Origin of the sequence: Citrobacter sp. MGH 55 (assembly GCF_016906145.1) — a bacterium.
Lineage (GTDB): Bacteria > Pseudomonadota > Gammaproteobacteria > Enterobacterales > Enterobacteriaceae > Citrobacter_A > Citrobacter_A amalonaticus.
This window is the reverse complement of the sequence record NZ_CP070239.1, coordinates 1,886,625-1,900,565: the sequence shown is the minus strand read 5'-3', so window position 1 is coordinate 1,900,565 and position 13,941 is coordinate 1,886,625. Positions and strand designations below refer to the sequence as shown.

The 13,941-nt window shown below is 54.1% G+C and carries 14 protein-coding genes; 8 read left to right on the top strand and 6 right to left on the bottom strand.

Features of this window, described 5'->3' with window-relative positions; all coding sequences use genetic code 11:
* The first annotated feature begins 123 nt into the window (after nucleotides 1-123).
* Nucleotides 124-1,461 (top strand): hemolysin family protein, encoded by a 1,338-nt coding sequence (locus JTI98_RS07600; protein WP_042999204.1) that lies wholly within the window; start codon nucleotides 124-126, stop codon nucleotides 1,459-1,461.
* Between the two features lie 81 nt (nucleotides 1,462-1,542).
* On the opposite strand, the gene JTI98_RS07595 is transcribed toward JTI98_RS07600, so the two are convergent.
* The gene (locus JTI98_RS07595) at nucleotides 1,543-1,749 is read right to left on the bottom strand and encodes a DUF1107 domain-containing protein (RefSeq protein ID WP_004857160.1); all 207 of its coding nucleotides are present in this window, start codon (nucleotides 1,747-1,749) and stop codon (nucleotides 1,543-1,545) included.
* A 323-nt stretch (nucleotides 1,750-2,072) separates the two neighbouring features.
* On the opposite strand from JTI98_RS07595, the gene JTI98_RS07590 reads away from it, so the two are divergent.
* A complete protein-coding gene (locus tag JTI98_RS07590) occupies nucleotides 2,073-2,630 on the top strand; it encodes a YtfJ family protein (RefSeq protein WP_058587202.1) in 558 nt (185 codons plus the stop codon).
* Here the strand turns inward: JTI98_RS07590 and cysQ are convergent.
* Nucleotides 2,620-3,360 carry a 3'(2'),5'-bisphosphate nucleotidase CysQ gene (gene cysQ / locus JTI98_RS07585; RefSeq protein WP_044327515.1) on the bottom strand — a complete coding sequence of 247 codons (741 nt, stop codon included), beginning with the start codon at nucleotides 3,358-3,360 and terminating at the stop codon, nucleotides 2,620-2,622. The two genes, JTI98_RS07590 and cysQ, sit on opposite strands and share 11 nt — an antisense overlap.
* 188 nt (nucleotides 3,361-3,548) lie before the next feature.
* Here cysQ and cpdB point away from each other — a divergent pair, with 188 nt between their 5' ends.
* A complete protein-coding gene (gene cpdB / locus JTI98_RS07580; RefSeq protein WP_216082094.1) occupies nucleotides 3,549-5,492 on the top strand; it encodes a 2',3'-cyclic-nucleotide 2'-phosphodiesterase in 1,944 nt (647 codons plus the stop codon).
* 38 nt (nucleotides 5,493-5,530) lie between these two features.
* Here cpdB and JTI98_RS07575 read toward each other — a convergent pair whose 3' ends face one another.
* Entirely contained in the window at nucleotides 5,531-5,911 is a 381-nt protein-coding gene (locus JTI98_RS07575) for a helix-turn-helix domain-containing protein (RefSeq protein ID WP_042321550.1), read from the bottom strand.
* Between the two features lie 92 nt (nucleotides 5,912-6,003).
* Here JTI98_RS07575 and JTI98_RS07570 point away from each other — a divergent pair, with 92 nt between their 5' ends.
* The 4 genes from JTI98_RS07570 to ytfE all read left to right on the top strand — a co-directional run bounded on the left by JTI98_RS07570 (nucleotide 6,004) and on the right by ytfE (nucleotide 9,557).
* A complete protein-coding gene (locus tag JTI98_RS07570) occupies nucleotides 6,004-6,852 on the top strand; it encodes an SDR family oxidoreductase (protein ID WP_216082093.1) in 849 nt (282 codons plus the stop codon).
* A gap of 81 nt (nucleotides 6,853-6,933) precedes the next feature.
* Nucleotides 6,934-7,758, top strand: coding sequence for an AraC family transcriptional regulator (locus JTI98_RS07565; protein ID WP_156595818.1), 825 nt, complete (start codon nucleotides 6,934-6,936; stop codon nucleotides 7,756-7,758).
* Nucleotides 7,759-7,834: 76 nt separating this feature from the next.
* The gene (locus JTI98_RS07560; protein WP_044265666.1) at nucleotides 7,835-8,806 is read left to right on the top strand and encodes a DMT family transporter; all 972 of its coding nucleotides are present in this window, start codon (nucleotides 7,835-7,837) and stop codon (nucleotides 8,804-8,806) included.
* A gap of 88 nt (nucleotides 8,807-8,894) precedes the next feature.
* On the top strand, nucleotides 8,895-9,557 hold the full coding sequence (ytfE, locus tag JTI98_RS07555; RefSeq protein ID WP_044257213.1) for an iron-sulfur cluster repair protein YtfE: 663 nt from the start codon (nucleotides 8,895-8,897) through the stop codon (nucleotides 9,555-9,557).
* 60 nt (nucleotides 9,558-9,617) lie between these two features.
* On the opposite strand, the gene cycA is transcribed toward ytfE, so the two are convergent.
* Nucleotides 9,618-11,027, bottom strand: a complete 1,410-nt coding sequence (gene cycA / locus JTI98_RS07550) for a D-serine/D-alanine/glycine transporter (RefSeq protein WP_042999196.1) — start codon at nucleotides 11,025-11,027, stop codon at nucleotides 9,618-9,620.
* A 322-nt stretch (nucleotides 11,028-11,349) separates the two neighbouring features.
* On the bottom strand, nucleotides 11,350-11,970 hold the full coding sequence (fklB, locus tag JTI98_RS07545; protein WP_042999195.1) for an FKBP-type peptidyl-prolyl cis-trans isomerase: 621 nt from the start codon (nucleotides 11,968-11,970) through the stop codon (nucleotides 11,350-11,352).
* 222 nt (nucleotides 11,971-12,192) lie between these two features.
* Here fklB and JTI98_RS07540 point away from each other — a divergent pair, with 222 nt between their 5' ends.
* Nucleotides 12,193-12,837 carry an OapA family protein gene (locus tag JTI98_RS07540; protein WP_216082092.1) on the top strand — a complete coding sequence of 215 codons (645 nt, stop codon included), beginning with the start codon at nucleotides 12,193-12,195 and terminating at the stop codon, nucleotides 12,835-12,837.
* Nucleotides 12,838-12,947: 110 nt separating this feature from the next.
* Here the strand turns inward: JTI98_RS07540 and JTI98_RS07535 are convergent, their stop codons facing one another.
* A complete protein-coding gene (locus tag JTI98_RS07535; RefSeq protein WP_042999193.1) occupies nucleotides 12,948-13,877 on the bottom strand; it encodes a DMT family transporter in 930 nt (309 codons plus the stop codon).
* Between the last annotated feature and the right edge of the window lie 64 nt (nucleotides 13,878-13,941).

The window sequence follows — 13,941 nt, the reverse complement described above, 5'->3', positions numbered from 1 at the left end:
GCCCTTACGCTATACTAGCCCCTGAACTTACCGGCTCACCTCCACGGGCCGGTTTTCATTAAGTTTTACCACATGGATTTATCAACTTCCCTTCCGAGGATCTGGCGTGACGCCGGATAAGATATGTTAAACAGTATTTTCATTATTCTTTGCCTGATCGCTGTGAGTGCGTTCTTCTCGATATCCGAGATCTCACTTGCCGCCTCACGTAAAATTAAGCTCAAACTGCTGGCCGATGAAGGCAATCTCAATGCGCAACGCGTGTTGAAAATGCAGGAAAACCCGGGGATGTTCTTCACGGTGGTGCAAATCGGTCTGAACGCGGTCGCCATTCTTGGCGGTATCGTCGGTGACGCCGCATTTTCCCCCGCTTTTAACTCGTTATTTTCTCGCTATATGTCGCCGGAACTCTCTGAGCAGTTGAGCTTTATTCTCTCCTTCTCGCTGGTCACCGGTATGTTTATCCTCTTCGCGGACTTAACCCCGAAACGCATCGGTATGATTGCGCCAGAAGCTGTGGCTTTGCGTATCATCAACCCGATGCGCTTCTGTCTGTTTGTTTTCACGCCGCTGGTGTGGTTCTTCAACGGGTTGGCGAACGTGATCTTTCGCATCTTCAAATTGCCGATGGTGCGCAAGGATGACATCACGTCTGATGATATTTATGCGGTGGTGGAAGCTGGGGCGCTCGCAGGCGTATTGCGTAAACAGGAACATGAGCTGATTGAGAACGTGTTCGAGCTGGAATCGCGCACCGTGCCGTCATCGATGACGTCGCGTGAAAACGTGATCTGGTTCGATCTGCATGAAGACGAGCAGAGCCTGAAAAACAAAGTGGCGGAACATCCGCACTCCAAGTTCCTTGTCTGTAACGAAGATATTGACCACATCATTGGTTACGTTGACTCGAAAGATTTACTGAATCGTGTTCTGGCGAATCAGAGCATGGCGCTGAACAGCGGCGTGCAGATCCGCAACACCCTGATTGTTCCGGATACGCTGACTCTTTCTGAAGCGCTGGAAAGCTTCAAAACCGCCGGTGAAGACTTTGCGGTGATCATGAACGAATACGCGCTGGTCGTGGGGATCATCACGTTGAATGATGTGATGACCACGCTAATGGGCGATCTGGTCGGCCAGGGTCTGGAAGAGCAGATTGTGGCGCGCGACGAGAACTCCTGGCTGATTGACGGCGGTACGCCGATCGATGACGTGATGCGCGTGCTGGATATCGACGAGTTCCCGCAATCAGGTAACTACGAAACGATTGGCGGCTTTATGATGTTCATGCTGCGTAAAATCCCGAAACGGACCGATTCCGTGAAGTTCTCGGGCTACAAATTCGAAGTGGTGGATATCGATAACTACCGTATCGATCAGTTGCTGGTGACCCGCCTGGACAGTAAACCAAGCGTACTGGTGCCGAAACTGCCGGACGTTCAGGGAGACGTTAAAGCGTAGTATTCGCTTATTCTGCCTACTCCAGAAACATCAACGGCTCCCAATGGGAGCCGTTTTTTAAACTACTGCATAGCACTTTGGTTAAGCCATCTCAGTTTGCAGACGCAGAACCTGACGGTTAACTTCGGACATCACAGACAGATGCTGTTTATCCTTCACTTTTGGGATAAGAATCTTGCCCTTATCAAACTCAAAAGCGCCAACGTCCTTGATATATAACCGTCCACGGAACAGGATCTTCACGTACTTCGCCACTTGCAGTGGGTTGTACCGTTGGAAAATTTTCATTGTTATCTCCTGCTTAAGTCACGCCCTTGTGGTCCCACAATCGGTCCAACCGTTCTAAGGCGCAAAATTTAATGCCATTTGACTATAGACTATCTGTACGATGTTTCCAGCGCGTATAAGTTTATTTACCTTTTCATTACAGTTAATCAGAATCATCTCTGAATCAGGGTGCGGTCCTCAGTATAAGCCTTCGTTTTTCGCAGGATTTGTGCGCCCGTCCGCAAACTGGCATCACTCTTGCGGGAAAAAGCATCATTCGCACATATGATTAAAAATCAGACCTAAGTGGTCGGATCACCTGCAAACAATAAGAAGGAAACACCATGACCTTACGTAAGATTCTCGCGCTGGCGTGCCTGTTAGCGCCAATGATGGCCTCCGCGCATAGCTTCGAAACGGGCCAACGCGTCCCGCCGGTAGGGATTGCGGATCGCGGCGAATTGATTCTTGAAAATGATAAGTTCAGCTATAAAAACTGGAACAGCGCACAGTTGCCCGGGAAGGTGCGAATCCTTCAGCACATCGCCGGACGCACCTCTGCGAAAGAAAAAAATGCGACGCTGATTGAAGCGATCAAAGCAGCAAAACTGCCCCATGACGTTTACCAGACCACGACGATCGTCAACACTGACGACGCGATTCCTGGCTCCGGTATGTTTGTGCGCAGCAGCCTCGAGAGCAATAAGAAGCTCTACCCGTGGTCACAGTTTATTGTCGACAGCAACGGCGTAGCCCGTAAAGCCTGGCAACTGGATGAAGAGAGCTCTGCTATCGCGGTGCTTGATAAAGACGGTCGCGTACAGTGGGCAAAAGACGGCGCGCTAACCCAGGAAGAGGTGCAGCAGGTGATTACCCTGCTGCATAAATTGCTCAATAAATAGAGACCCGAAAGCCGGGGTTGAGGAACGACTCACGCGGGGTGTAGTCCAGCGGTTTACCCTGCCAGTCGTGAACGTGCGCCCCGGCTGCCGCCGCGACAGCATGGCCCGCAGCGGTGTCCCAGACGTTGGTCGGTCCAAAGCGTGGGTACAGTTGCGCCTGCCCCTCCGCGACCAGGCAGAACTTCAGCGACGAACCAATCGACGTCGTCTGGTGCTCGCCCAGCTGTTGTAAATATTCTTTCAGTTCGTTGTCTGCGTGGGAGCGGCTAATCACCACCAGCGGCGGACGCGCGTCACGGACCTGAATTTGCTTGCGCACATTGCACTCTTCTTTCCAGGCTTTGCCGTCCGCCGCGCTGTACATCACTTTCATCACCGGCGCGTAGACCACGCCCAGTACCGGTTTGCCCTTCTCGATAAGCGCAATATTTACGGTAAACTCGCCGTTGCGTTTGATGAACTCTTTGGTGCCATCCAGCGGATCGACTAACCAGTAGCGCTGCCAGTGCTGACGCACGTCCCAGGCTGGCGGGTCCTCTTCGGAGAGCACTGGAATATCTGGCGTCAATTGCGTCAACCCTTCAAGAATCACCGCGTGCGCCGCGATATCGGCCGCTGTCACCGGGGAGTCGTCCGGCTTGCTGGTAATCTCCATCGGTTTGACTCCATCATAAACCTGCATAATGGCATCGCCCGCGTTCCGTGCAAGCTGGCATACGTGTTCTAACATTCTCCACCTCATTTGTGGCAGTGGTCTTAACTCATTGTTTTACTTATACCCGATCAAAAGCGAATCCGCCAACTGTGATAGTGTCTGCGGTTTTGCTTGCTAAACTGATGCATGCTTCACAGTTCTGTAAGCAAGAAGATATAAATACATTTTTTACTGTGTTTCAGATCTTAAAAGGATGTCCTCTGATGATTAAGTTTAGTGCAACGCTTCTGGCCACGCTGATCGCGGCCAGCGTGAATGCCGCGACCGTTGATCTACGGATAATGGAAACCACTGATTTGCATAGCAACATGATGGATTTCGATTATTACAAAGATACCGCAACCGAAAAATTCGGACTGGTACGCACCGCAAGCCTGATTAACGCCGCGCGCGATGAAGCCAAAAACAGCGTGCTGGTCGACAATGGCGATCTGATTCAGGGCAGTCCACTGGGCGATTATATGGCGGCAAAGGGACTGAAAAAAGGCGAGATCCATCCGGTCTACAAAGCGCTGAATACACTGGATTACGCGGTTGGTAACCTCGGTAACCATGAGTTCAACTACGGGCTGGAATATCTGCAAAAAGCGCTGGCAGGCGCGTCATTCCCTTACGTTAACGCCAATATCATCGACGTTAAGACCAAAAAGCCGTTGTTTACCCCTTATCTTATTAAAGAGACGGATGTCGTCGATCAGGAAGGCCATAAGCAGACGCTGAAAATCGGCTATATCGGGTTTGTCCCTCCGCAGATCATGACCTGGGATAAAGCGAACCTGAGCGGCAAAGTGACGGTTAACGACATTACCGAAACCGCACGTCGCTATGTCCCAGAAATGCGTGAAAAAGGGGCCGATGTGGTGGTGGTGATCGCGCACTCGGGACTCTCTGCTGACCCATACCAGAGCATGGCCGAGAACTCGGTTTATTATCTCAGTGAAGTGCCCGGCGTGGATGCAATTATGTTTGGTCATGCCCACGCGGTCTTCCCCGGTAAAGACTTTGCCAACATCAAAGGCGCGGATATCGTAAAAGGAACGCTGAACGGCGTGCCGGCGGTGATGCCAGGCATGTGGGGCGATCATCTGGGCGTGGTGGATCTGGTGCTCAATAACGACAGCGGCAAATGGCAGGTAACGCAGGCCAAAGCCGAAGCGCGCCCCATTTACGATACCGCTGCGAAGAAATCACTCGCTGCCGAAGACAGCAAACTGGCGGAGATTCTGAAAGCCGACCACGACGCGACGCGCGAATTTGTCAGCCAGCCGATCGGCAAATCCGCAGATAACATGTACAGCTATCTGGCGCTGGTGCAGGACGATCCGACCGTTCAGGTGGTCAATAACGCACAGAAAGCCTATGTCGAACATTTCATTCAGGGCGATCCGGATCTGGCGAAACTGCCGGTGCTTTCCGCCGCCGCTCCGTTTAAAGTTGGCGGACGCAAGAACGATCCGGCCAGTTTTGTCGAAGTCGAAAAAGGCCCGTTGACCTTACGCAATGCCGCTGACCTTTACCTGTACCCGAATACCCTGGTGGTCGTTAAAGCCAGTGGTAAAGAGGTGAAAGAGTGGCTGGAATGCTCAGCCGGACAGTTTAATCAGATCGATGTCACCAGTAGCAAACCGCAATCGCTCATCAACTGGGATGGGTTTCGTACCTATAACTTCGATGTGATCGACGGCGTGGAATACCAGATTGATGTCTCACAGCCCGCACGCTATGACGGTGAATGCCAGACGGTAAATCCGTCCGCAGAAAGGATTAAAAATCTGACCTTCAACGGCAAGCCGATTGACCCGAATGCCACTTTCCTGGTCGCTACCAATAACTATCGCGCCTATGGCGGTAAGTTTGCCGGAACCGGCGACAACCATATTGCCTTTGCGTCACCGGATGAGAATCGCTCGGTGCTGGCGGCATGGATTGGCGCGGAATCTCAACGCGCCGGGGAAATTCATCCGGCGGCCGATAACAACTGGCGTCTGGCGCCGATTCACAGTGAGAAAAAACTGGATATCCGCTTCGAAACCTCGCCGGGGGATAAAGCCGCTGCGTTTATCAAAGAGAAAGGCCAGTACCCGATGCAAAAAGTGGCGACCGATGAGATCGGTTTCGCAATTTATCAGATGGATTTAAGCAAGTAACGTTAATGCCGGATGACATCCCGCCATCCGGCAACGTTTTACGCCGCCCGTTCTTCCCGCTGTGCTAACACTTGCGGCAAGTTCAGCTCAATCCAGTCCGCCAGCGCGGCGACTTTATCACTGACCTGCTCGCCCAGCGGAGTCAAACTGTATTCCACGTGCGGCGGCACGACCGGATACGAAACCCGGTTGATAAACCCATCCTGCTCCAGCGCCTGCAACGACTGCGCCAGCATCTTCTCGCTCACGCCGCCCATTTTACGCCGCAAATCGCTGAAGCGATGTGTGCCGTCACGTAGCGCCACCAGGATCAAGACGCCCCAGCGACTGGTCACATGCTTTAACACCTCACGCGACGGACACTGCTCGGCAAACAAATTGCCGTCGCGCAGTTGTTGAGAAAGGGTCGATGCACTCATCTTATACTTACCTTTTTGTATGTACTTACTAAAAGTAAGTTTATGTGCTAGCTTTATAAAACACAAGCGACACATTAAGAAGGAGTCACCTCATGATTGCTATTACCGGCGCGACGGGCCAACTGGGCCAACACGTTATTGAGAACCTGCTGAAAACCGTTCCTGCCAGCCAGATTGTGGCCATCGTTCGCAACCCGGCGAAGGCCACCGCATTAAGCCAACAGGGAATTACCGTACGTCAGGCGGATTACAGTGACGAAGCGGCATTTACCCAGGCGTTACAGGGTGTGGACAAGCTGCTGTTGATCTCCTCCAGCGAAGTCGGCCAGCGTGCCGCTCAGCACCGTAACGTCATTAATGCGGCAAAGGCGGCGAAAGTAAAATTTATCGCCTACACCAGCCTGTTGCATGCCGACCGCTCTCCCCTCGCTTTGCACGTTGAACACGTCGATACCGAGAAGATGCTGGCTGACTCCGGTATTGCCTACGCGCTGTTGCGTAACGGCTGGTATACCGAAAACTATCTCGCCAGCGCCCCTGCTGCGCTGGAGCATGGCGTGTTTATCGGCGCGGCGGGCGAGGGCAGAATTGCCGGTGCAACGCGTGCGGATTACGCCGCTGCCGCCGCACAGGTCATCAGCACCGAAGGCCATGCCGGGAAAGTGTATGAACTGGCGGGTGATGAATCCTGGACACTAAGCCAGCTGGCCGCAGAACTGAGTAAACAGAGTGGCAAGAACGTCGTTTATCAGAACATGAGCGAAGCCGATTTCGCCGCCGCGCTGAAAGGGGTCGGTTTGCCAGCAGGACTGGCGGAGATGCTGGCCGATTCAGACATCGGGGCATCCAAAGGCGGTCTGTTCGATGACAGCCACACGCTGAGCAAGCTGATCAGTCGCCCGACCACGTCGCTGGCCGAAAGCGTCAACGGTATTCTGTAAGTGTTAAAAATCGGTTAATTATGGTGGCATCCCCGCGCATCCTCTCTGATAATGACAGGACGATGCGTGGGGAGAGACAACGTGCAAGGTGTACCCGAGCAGTTTAGCGATGAAAAAGACAGCGCCCGCTTTCGCCATCTGGCGCAGGTGCCGGGTGTTGAGTTGTATCACGCCCATATTTCACGCTACGCCTTTGAGCCACACACCCACGAAGCGTTCGGCATTGGCGCGATAGAAGCCGGTGCCGAGCGCTTTCGCTATCGTGGCACGCAGTACGTTGCCCCAGCCCACTCGGTCGTGACGATGAATCCGGATGAGCTGCATACCGGCGAGGCCGAAACCGCCGACGGTTGGCGTTACCGGATGATCTATCTGGAGCCCGACCTGCTGGAAGAGGTGACCGGCATTCGTCACTGGTGGTTTCACGACGTCACGCGTCACGATCCGCGCCGCTCCCGTCAGATTTGTTCGCTGATCCACGGACTGTGGCACACTGACGATCCTTTAGCGCAAAAAGGATTGTTGCTGGATCTGATCGACACCTTCCAGCCGCTGGCACGTCATGCCCCGGTGCCACGGGAAGGCGCGCATCGCTTTGAGCGCGTGCGCGACTATTTGCATGACAACTACATGCGCCCGGTCACCCTCGATGAACTGGCACGCGTTGCCTCGCTAAGCCCCTGGCACTTTCAACGTCAGTTCAAAGCCCATTTCCACGTGACGCCACACCAGATGCTGATGGCGATCCGTCTGTGGCGGGCAAAAGGTTTTCTGACTCTCGGTATGCCCGCTGCGGACGTTGCCGCCGCGACCGGCCTGACCGATCAATCCCATCTCACCCGCGCCTTTACCCATCGCTACGGCATCACTCCCGTGCGCTATCAAAAGCAGGTTTATTCGCGCTAATGCGCAAGCTCATACAATACGCGCCCCGGTTCCCTGCCTACACTTTTCGTCATGTTTAACGATGTGGATGTAAAGCATGATTAGCGGTGTGTTGTACGCCCTGCTGGCAGGGTTGATGTGGGGACTGATTTTTGTCGGACCGTTGATCGTGCCGGAATATCCGGCGGTGCTGCAGTCGATGGGGCGTTATCTGGCATTAGGCTTGATTGCCCTGCCGCTGGCATGGCTCGGACGTGTGCGCCTGCGGCAGCTTTCGGCGAAAGACTGGCTGACCGCGCTGGCGCTGACCATGATGGGCAACTTGATTTATTACGTCTGCCTTGCCAGCGCCATTCAGCGCACCGGCGCACCGGTCTCAACGATGATCATCGGCACGCTGCCGGTCGTCATTCCGGTATTTGCCAACCTGCTGTACAGCCAGCGCGATGGCAGGCTCTCCTGGCTACGGCTGGCCCCAGCACTGCTGCTGATAGGCATCGGATTGCTGTGCGTGAACATTGCGGAACTCAACCAGGGCTTGCCTGATTTTAGCGGCTGGCGCTACGGTTCTGGCATCGCGTTGGCGCTGGTATCAGTGGTGTGCTGGGCCTGGTATGCGCTGCGTAATGCCCGCTGGCTGCGGGAGAACCCGGAAAAACACCCGATGATGTGGGCGACGGCGCAGGCGCTGGTAACCCTGCCCGTTTCGCTGCTGGGCTACCTCGTCGCCTGCTTCTGGCTGCATGGGAAAACGCCCGACTTCGCCCTGCCGTTCGGCCCGCGCCCTGCGGTGTTTGTAGGCCTAATGGTGGCGATTGCGGTGCTGTGCTCATGGGTAGGCGCGCTGTGCTGGAACATTGCCAGCCAGCGATTACCGACGGTGATCCTCGGCCCATTGATCGTGTTCGAAACGCTGGCGGGTTTGCTGTACACCTTCATCTTGCGCCAGACCCTTCCCCCTGTGCTGACGCTCAGCGGTATTGCTTTGCTGGTTATCGGCGTGGTGGTGGCAGTCAGAGCAAAACCGGAAAAACCACGCGTCATTCCGCTTTCAGAGCCAGGCCGTTAATCCGTCCCCCCCCCTCGAAAGGGTTATAGCGCCCGATTAAAGATGCATTTAAAATACACCTTATATTATTGAGAATGAGGTAACGGCTATGGCTTATCGCGATCAACCTTTAGGTGAACTGGCGCTCTCTATCCCTCGCGCGTCGGCCCTGTTTCGTAAGTACGATATGGATTACTGCTGCGGCGGTAAGCAGACGCTGGCGCGTGCTGCCGCCCGTAAAGAGCTGGACGTTGATGCTATCGAAGCGCAACTGGCACAACTGGCAGAACAACCGATCGATAAAGACTGGCGTACCGCGCCGCTGGCCGAAATTATCGACCACATCATCGTGCGTTATCACGACAGACACCGCGAGCAACTGCCGGAACTGATCCTGCAAGCCACCAAAGTTGAACGCGTTCATGCTGATAAGCCCAACGTACCAAAAGGTCTGGCGAAGTATCTGACCATGCTGCATCAGGAGCTTTCAAGCCACATGATGAAAGAGGAACAGATCCTGTTCCCGATGATCAAACAGGGCATGGGCAGCCAGGCGATGGGGCCGATCAGCGTCATGGAAAGTGAGCATGATGAAGCGGGGGAACTGCTGGAAGTGATTAAACATACCACCCAGAACGTGACGATCCCACCAGAAGCGTGCACCACCTGGAAAGCGATGTACAACGGCATCAATGAGATGATTGATGATCTGATGGAACACATTAGTCTGGAAAATAATGTGTTGTTCCCGCGTGCCCTCGCAGGCGAATAAAAAAGGCGCCCGAGAGCGCCCTGATTCATGTAATTGCAGAGCCGCGTCGCGGCTCTTTTTTTAACGAACGCCTGCCATCCGCTTCTTACCAATCAGCCACCAGCCCAGACCCAGCGCAATGAACCACAGCGGCGTGACGAGCAGCGCCTGACGGGTATCATCTTCTAGCGTCAGCAGTACCAGCACGAAGACGAAGAACGCCATGCACACCCAGCACATCAGCTTGCCAAGCGGCATTTTGTAGATCGACTTCTCATGCAGATGTGGACGCTGTTTGCGATACACCAGGTATGAGCACAGGATGATAGTCCAGACGAACATAAACAGGATCGCCGACACTGTCGTGATCATGGTGAATGCGCCAATCACGCTTGGGTTGACATACAGCATCACGACGCCGCCCAGCAGGCAGATACAGGAGAAGGTCAGCCCTTTCGCCGGAACCGCGCGTTTAGACAGCTTAGCGAATGCTTTCGGCGCCACACCTTCCTGCGCCAGACCAAACAGCATACGGCTGGTAGAGAACACGCCACTGTTTGCAGAGGAAGCAGCGGACGTCAGGACCACGAAGTTAATCACGCTCGCAGCGGCAGGCAGACCTACCAGCACGAACAACTCAACGAACGGGCTCTTATCCGGCACCACTGAACTCCACGGCGTTACGGACATGATGACGATCAGCGCAAAGACGTAAAACATGATGATACGAATCGGAATCGAGTTGATGGCGCGCGGCAGCGATTTCTCCGGATCTTTCGTTTCCGCCGCCGTCGTCCCGACCAGTTCAATTCCGACAAAGGCGAACACGGCAATCTGGAAACCGGCAAAGAAGCCGCTAATGCCTTTCGGGAACCAGCCGCCATCATTCCACAGGTGAGCAAACGACGCTTCCACACCGGTTGGCGACTGGAAGTGCATGGCAATCATCACCAGGCCGACAATAATCAGCGACACGATAGCGACAATTTTGATCATCGCGAACCAGAACTCCATCTCACCGAACATTTTCACGGTGGCAAGGTTAAGGCTCAGCAGCAGGATCACTACCGCCAGCGAGGCGACCCAGTCGGAAAGACCGGGGAACCAGAACTGCGCGTAGGCGGTAATAGCGACGACATCCGCCATCCCGGTCACCACCCAACAGAACCAGTAGGTCCAGCCGGTGAAATAACCCGCCCACGGACCCAGCAGGTCCGAAGCAAAGTCGCTAAAAGATTTGTATTCCAGATTCGAGAGCAGCAATTCTCCCATTGCGCGCATCACGAAAAAGAGCATAAAGCCAATGATCATATAAACAAAAATGATCGACGGCCCGGCGAGACTGATCGTTTTACCCGACCCCATAAACAGCCCCGTACCAATGGCACCGCCGATGGCGATAAGCTGAATATGTCGGTTTGTAAGATTGCGCCGTAGCGACTGTTCAGTCGGAGCCTGTTCATCGGCGGCGACTTTTACCTGATCTACCATGTTTTATTCTTCCTGTACCTGTCTGTGTTGTGCGGGCTCTGCGGCCTTTAGTGCGTCTGTTGTGCATCAATGATACGACGATCCTGTTTTCAGGACTTATCGATATTAGGTAAGAATCGGCGGGATGAATACTAAGATTTAGATATTATGTTAATTATATGTTTAAAGTGAGTGTCATATCACTCTGGTAACGCGAATTAGCTCACAAAAATACACGCAACTGATGCATTTGCAAGATAAAACTCCGATACCAAGCAATCGGGCAGCGTTATTGCGCATTTTTCGTCCCCCTCCGGCGTGGAGGGGGAACAGAAGTGACTAGTTACAGAATTTCCAGCAGTTCGACGTCAAACACCAGGGTGCTGAATGGCGGGATCGACGCACCGGCGCCACGTTCGCCGTAAGCCAGTTCCTGAGGAATAGTCAGTTCCCATTTAGAGCCAACCGGCATCAGGGTCAGCGCTTCAATCCAGCCAGGAATCACGCCGTTTACCGGGAATTCAGCCGGTTCGCCGCGCGCAACAGAGCTGTCAAAGACGGTACCGTCGATCAGTTTACCGGTGTAGTGCACACGAACGCGGTCAGTACGAGCCGGGATAGCGCCTTCGCCCTGAGTCAGGACGCGGAATTGCAGACCAGATTCCGTGCTGTTCACACCGTCTTTCTCACGGTTTTCTTCCAGATATTTCACGCCATCTGCGGCCATCGCCTGGAAGCGTTCGCGACGTACGGCATCCGCACGTTCATGGATCTCGCGCAGCGCGCGGTGTACCACATCAACCGGCACGGCTGGCTGCTTGCCTTCCAGCGCGTCAGCAATACCGGCAACCAGCGCTTCAGGCAACAGCCCTTCCAGTCCGGATTCGCTCAGTTGCTGTCCTACCTGCAAACCAATGCCGTAGCTTGCTTGCGCTTCGATAGTGTCAAAAGTCGGGGTTGCCATCGTATTTCCTTTCATCGGATATAAAAAAGTAGCGGGCAGCATAACAGCCAGGCTTCTCCCGGTAAAATGTTGTCTCGGGGTGGATGACAAATCACGACGAAAAAGAAACAATAGGGATATCCCCCTGTATATGTGCCAAAAACGGGGAATATCACGAACATCATAGCGTTAGCTGTCTATACTCTATGATTGGGGAACGAGACGCGGAGCAGGAGGAAAGCCATGCCCGGGCGCTTTGAATTAAAACCAACCCTGGCGAAAATCTGGCATGCACCGGACAATTTTCGCATTATGGATCCGCTTCCGTCTATGCATCGCCGCGGCATTATCATTGCAGCGATTGTGCTGGTCGTCGGTTTCCTTCTCCCCTCAAGCGACACGAACGATACGGCAGCGGTAACCCGTAACGCGCAACTGGATCTCCAGTCGCAGTCTCAACCCCCAACGGAAGCGCAGCTTCAGGCCCAGCTTGTGGCCCCGCAAAACGATCCAGGCCAGGTCGCTCCCGTTGCGCCGGAACCCATTCAGGAAGGGCAACCGGAAGAGCAACCTCAGTCACAGCAACCGCAACCCCAGCCTTTCCAGCAGGATAGAGGCATTGAGCAGCAATGGCGCTCCTATCGCGTAGAGCCCGGTAAAACCATGGCACAACTGTTCCGCGACCACGGACTGCCACCTACAGATGTTTATGCGATGGCGCAGGTTGAAGGTGCGGGGAAACCGCTAAGCACCCTCCAGAGTGGGCAGATGGTACAAATTCGCCAGAACGCGAATGGCGTGGTGACCGGACTGACTATCGACACCGGCAACAATCAGCAGGTGCTTTTTACTCGTCAACCTGACGGCAGCTTTATCCGCGTACGTTAATTCATCGTGCCGGGGTCTGCCTGGCCTGATAAGCGTAGCGCCATCAGGCACATCAGCGCCGTGCCGGATGGCGGCTTGCCCTTATCCGGCCTACCACGGCATTGGCGGCGTTACCGCTTCACCTTATTGACCCACCAGATCCCCGAGCACACCAGAACCAGCGCAATCGCGTATTTCCACTCCAGGATATTCTCACCGAGAAAAATCGCGGACAGCACCGCGCCGGAGACCGGGATCAGGAAGTTAAACGGCGCAATCATCCCCACACGGTTATACTTAAGCAAAATACTCCACAGCGCGAACGCCACCGAAGAGAGTAACGTCAGATAACCGAGAATCGCCACCGATGCGAGACCGTGAACCGCCAGTGTGCCGCCAAAGACATAACCACCGATCACCAACACCAGCCCGCCAATCCCTAACTGATACCCCGTCATCACGGTTGGATCGACCGTCTGAGAGAGTCGCTTACCGTAAAGCGTCGCGGCGGAGAGAATAAATGCCGCCAGCACAATCGAGCCATCGCCCGCCAGGGTAAAATTAAAATCCAGCAGCCCGCTGTTGAAGTTCACCACCATCACGCCGGTAAAACCGAGAATGCATCCCAGCGTTTTGTTGTAACTCAGTTTGTCGTTCTGATAGATGAAGTGCGCCAACAGCACGCTGAAGAAGGTGCCCGTGGCATTCATGATCGAGCCCTTCACGCCGGTAGTGAACGCCAGACCGATGTAAAAGAAGATGTATTGCAGCGAGGTCTGCGTCACTCCCAGCAGCGTCAATTGCCCGAACTGCCGGGAACTCAGGCGGCCAATCGGCTTACGCTGCGCTATCGCCAGCAAGAGTAACAGCAGACCTGCGAACAGGAAGCGGTAACCAGCGAAAACAATTTTGGACGGAATATCGTCAGCGGCGATCTGGAAGATCTCATAACCGCTCTTTATGGCCGGATAGGCGCTGCCCCAGAGCAGACAACAAAACGCCGCGCTCAGCCAGACAACATTTTTACGCGCAAACAAAGGTTGCGGGTGCGGAGTATCCATTCATCACCAGATTGAAATTATGTTTTATTTTTAGTGATTATCCCGAAAAGGACAAAGAATAGCC

Coding starts and splice junctions, on each gene's coding strand:
- JTI98_RS07560 (WP_044265666.1), top strand. CDS start 7,835: ATGATTAGCGGTGTGTTGTACGCCCTGCTGGCAGGGTTGATGTGGGGA.
- JTI98_RS07600 (WP_042999204.1), top strand. CDS start 124: ATGTTAAACAGTATTTTCATTATTCTTTGCCTGATCGCTGTGAGTGCG.
- ytfE (WP_044257213.1), top strand. CDS start 8,895: ATGGCTTATCGCGATCAACCTTTAGGTGAACTGGCGCTCTCTATCCCT.
- JTI98_RS07575 (WP_042321550.1), bottom strand. CDS start 5,911: ATGAGTGCATCGACCCTTTCTCAACAACTGCGCGACGGCAATTTGTTT.
- fklB (WP_042999195.1), bottom strand. CDS start 11,970: ATGGCAACCCCGACTTTTGACACTATCGAAGCGCAAGCAAGCTACGGC.
- cpdB (WP_216082094.1), top strand. CDS start 3,549: ATGATTAAGTTTAGTGCAACGCTTCTGGCCACGCTGATCGCGGCCAGC.
- JTI98_RS07590 (WP_058587202.1), top strand. CDS start 2,073: ATGACCTTACGTAAGATTCTCGCGCTGGCGTGCCTGTTAGCGCCAATG.
- JTI98_RS07540 (WP_216082092.1), top strand. CDS start 12,193: ATGCCCGGGCGCTTTGAATTAAAACCAACCCTGGCGAAAATCTGGCAT.
- JTI98_RS07595 (WP_004857160.1), bottom strand. CDS start 1,749: ATGAAAATTTTCCAACGGTACAACCCACTGCAAGTGGCGAAGTACGTG.
- cycA (WP_042999196.1), bottom strand. CDS start 11,027: ATGGTAGATCAGGTAAAAGTCGCCGCCGATGAACAGGCTCCGACTGAA.
- JTI98_RS07535 (WP_042999193.1), bottom strand. CDS start 13,877: ATGGATACTCCGCACCCGCAACCTTTGTTTGCGCGTAAAAATGTTGTC.
- JTI98_RS07570 (WP_216082093.1), top strand. CDS start 6,004: ATGATTGCTATTACCGGCGCGACGGGCCAACTGGGCCAACACGTTATT.
- cysQ (WP_044327515.1), bottom strand. CDS start 3,360: ATGTTAGAACACGTATGCCAGCTTGCACGGAACGCGGGCGATGCCATT.